Source organism: Thiohalocapsa sp. (assembly GCF_019695415.1).
In the GTDB taxonomy this organism is placed as follows: domain Bacteria; phylum Pseudomonadota; class Gammaproteobacteria; order Chromatiales; family Chromatiaceae; genus Thiohalocapsa.
In genome coordinates this window covers 5,515-8,888 of the sequence record NZ_JAIFKJ010000543.1, presented here as the reverse complement: position 1 = coordinate 8,888, position 3,374 = coordinate 5,515, and the positions used below count along the sequence as shown (strand labels likewise).

The window sequence follows — 3,374 nt, the reverse complement described above, 5'->3', positions numbered from 1 at the left end:
GACGGAATCAGGGCTCGCCTTCGCCCTGGTAGGCCCGCGGGACGAGCCAGCGCCGTTAGCGCGGCCACTGCATCCGCAGCGGCCATCCCCAGTCTGGGCGTCGCTCGCTCCCGTCGTTCAGCCGCCTGCATCCAGAAAATGCCCCACGGCGGTGTATGTCTCGGCGCAGGCCTCCGGCACCAGATCCTCGAGGTTCAGATAGGCGTGCACCATGCCGGACATCGGCCAGTGCTCGGTTGCGATGCTGTGTTCGCGCAACCGCTCCACATAGGCGATACCCTCGTCGCGTAGGGGATCGAATTCGGCCGTCAAGACCAGCGTGCGCGGATACCGCTCGGTGATATCCATGAACAAGGGCGAGATCGCCCGGCGATTCTCGTGGCCTTGCAGATAGCTGTCGAACAGCCACAGGATACGCTCGCGCTCCAGCAGGTAGCCCTCTGCGTTCTCCATCACCGAGGGCTGGGCGAGGCTGTAGTCTAGACTCGGGTACAAGAGCGCCTGGGCCTCAATCGCCACATCGGGTTCATACTGCGCGAGGTGGGAGACGGTCGCGCAGAGCGCCCCGCCGGCGCTGTCGCCGATGAGCGCGAGCCGGCGCGCATGGCGCAGCCGCTGCCCGCTGAGACAGTGAAAAATAAGCTTCGCACAGGCCATGCTGTCCCGCAGGGCTGCCGGATAGGGGCACTCAGGTGCGAGCCGGTACTCCACCGCGACGATCACTCGTCCGGTGGCCAGTGCGAGCTTCCGGGCGATGGGATCATATGCGGCCACGCTGCCCGCAACGTGCCCGCCGCCGTGCAGAAAGAGGGCGACGGGGCGCGCCTCGTCCGGCGCCGGATGGTAGAGGCGCACGGGCACCGCATAGTCGGGCCCCAGAATGACATCATCGCGCACCAGCGCCACTTCGGGCCGGTCGGTGACGAAGGTACGGATAAGTGCATCGAAGGTCTCCCGCGCATTGATCACCGTGCGGCGATAGCCGTTGGCATGCGCCGCCGCCTTCGCCGCGCGCGTTTGCTCGAGCCACTCACGCAGCGGTGTCGGAATGGCGGCGTCGCGCTGGTTGTGCATCCGATCAAGCGATCCGTATCACGTTACCCTGTTCATCGGCGAGAACCGCCATCGGCTCTTCGCCGAGGGTCAGACGTAGGCGGTTCATCATGTCGATGGTCTCTCGGCTCATCTCCTCGCGGGGCCCAGCGATCTGCTCGCACAGCTCCAGTGCGCCTTTGCGCTCATCCTCCGTGCGCAGCAGCTTCGGCAGCGCGGCCATGGCGGCCTCCGGCTCATAGCCGACAATGAGCGACTCTTTGTGGATCATACGCGTGCGGTGCTTGGGCTTCATGCTGGCGAAGGGCTCGGTGGCAAGCAGCATCTGGTTGGAGCGCTCCAGCCGCGAGCGGCGGACCTCCTTGCGGGAGTTGGCGAGGAAGATCAGCATGCGGATGACGCCGTCGGCGAAGTCACCGAGCTCGATGCGGTCCAAGGCGTCCTGCACTTCGGTGAGGGTGCGCAGGTCCTCTCGCGGCTCGGACTTGGCGACAGTCCGGCTTAAGCGCTCGCCGAGCGCCTGCACCGGCGGCGCGCCCCAGAGCAAGTGGAAGTTCCATTCGATCATGGCGTTCTGCACATCGCGCACGCCGTCCCACCACTGGGTCACCAGCTTGGCGTTGAAGCGCTCCAGCTGGCGGAAGGGGTTGTCATCCGGCGCCGCTTGACGGTTGTCGCGCACTTGCTCGGCGAGGCTCTTCACCGGCTGCATGGCCGGGTTGCGGTCGCTTGCGAGCCAGCGCTGCAGGCGCATCGGGCTGGTGTGGGCCATCAGCTCAGCGGTGGCCTGGTTACTCATGGCGCGCAGGAAGGGCCGCACGGCCAGGTCATAAACCTCGGTGCCGAGCTCCGAGAAGCGCGCCACCGTGGCGAAGGGCTTGTCGGAGTCATCGCCACCGCACTGCGCCATCATCTGCTCGATGCTGCGCTCGGCGAAGGCGACCTTGAAGGTCTTGTCCACGCCTTCGCCCTGCTCCTCGGCGATGACCATCTCGTACAGGCCTGGCGCCAGTGCCTCGATGGCCTTGAGCGTGGAGACGATCTCTCCGTGCTCCTTCTTCGCCACCGACGAGGACACGAAGATGCCGAGGTGCCCGACGCTCGGATGTAGAGTGTAGAGAATGCGCTGCCCGCGGGCCTTGATCTCGGCAACATCGGTGTAATGGTCGGCGACCCAGCCCAGCGCCTGCTGCGGCGGCGTGATGTTGTCCCCGTGGGAGGCGAAGATGATGATGGGCGAGTTCACCTCGCGCAGGTCCACATGGGTGCGCTCGTTCAGATGCGCCTTGCCGCGGCCGAGGCGGTTGCCGACGAAGAGGTTCTCGACGATCCACGCGATCTCGTCGGTGGTCATGTAATAGAAGCTGCCCCACCAGCGCTCGAAGCCCACGAAGCGCGGCACCTCGGTGTCGATCTTGTCCCACAGGGTGTAGTACTTCTCCCACCAGGTGTTGCTGGGCGAGAGCCGCTCGAAGTTGAACACCAGATTGGCGCCGTCGAACATGCCGTTGCCGAGATCCCCGAGCATATGCACCGTGCTGGCACCGCCGACGAGCCCGCCCAGGTAGCGCATGGGGTTCTTGCCCTTCTGCCCGGCCCAGTAGGAGAGCGGCGCGCCGTTGGCCACCACCGGACCTGTGATGTCCGGGTTGGTGGCGGCGAGCAGCATGGAGGCCCAGCCGCCTTGGCAGTTGCCGATGATCACGGGCTTGGGCGAGTCCGGGTGGCGGCGGCGGACCTCGCGCACGAAGTCCGCCTCGGCTGCCGTCACGTCTGCCAGCGTCTGCCCGGGCATGGGCATACGGGTGAAGGTGACGAAATAGGTGGGGTGGCCACCGTGGATGGCCGCGCCCACCTCGCTTGCGTGCTTGAAGCCGCCGATGCCGGAGCCGTGGCCGGCGCGCGGATCAATGATGATATAGGGGCGGCCGTCCTCGCGCACCGTCACGCCCTCCGGCGGGGTGATGCGCACCAGGGAGTAGTTCACCGGCCGTGCCAGCTTGGTGCCGTCGACCACGATTTCGTGGTCCCAGCTGAGCACGGTCTTGTGGCTGCCTTCCTCGTGCTCGACGAAGTAATTCCCGCGCTCGCGCATGGCATCGGTGTAGAGCACCGCGCGCTGCGCGCCGTCGAGGAGGTACTGCCACCAGTGCTGCGCCAGCATCGGCGTCGCCATGGCACCCATGACCTGCTGCCAAGTCTCCGCGTTGTGCTGGGCGTTCTTCTGGGTGGTTTCCAGCGCCTGCTTGCCATGAGCCTGGGCGATGAAGCCGAGGTCGCGGCCATACTGGACGTAGGCGTCATCGTGGCCGTCGAGGGAC

Annotated in this window: 2 protein-coding genes; both read right to left on the bottom strand. The window is 66.3% G+C overall.

The window, feature by feature from the left end:
* Nucleotides 1-117: 117 nt before the first annotated feature.
* The gene (locus I6U14_RS15040) at nt 118-1,074 is read right to left on the bottom strand and encodes an alpha/beta hydrolase (RefSeq protein ID WP_296900335.1); all 957 of its coding nucleotides are present in this window, start codon (nt 1,072-1,074) and stop codon (nt 118-120) included.
* A 4-nt stretch (nt 1,075-1,078) separates the two neighbouring features.
* The coding region (locus I6U14_RS15035) for a DUF3141 domain-containing protein (RefSeq protein ID WP_296900334.1) at nt 1,079-3,374 on the bottom strand (2,296 nt) is incomplete at its 5' end.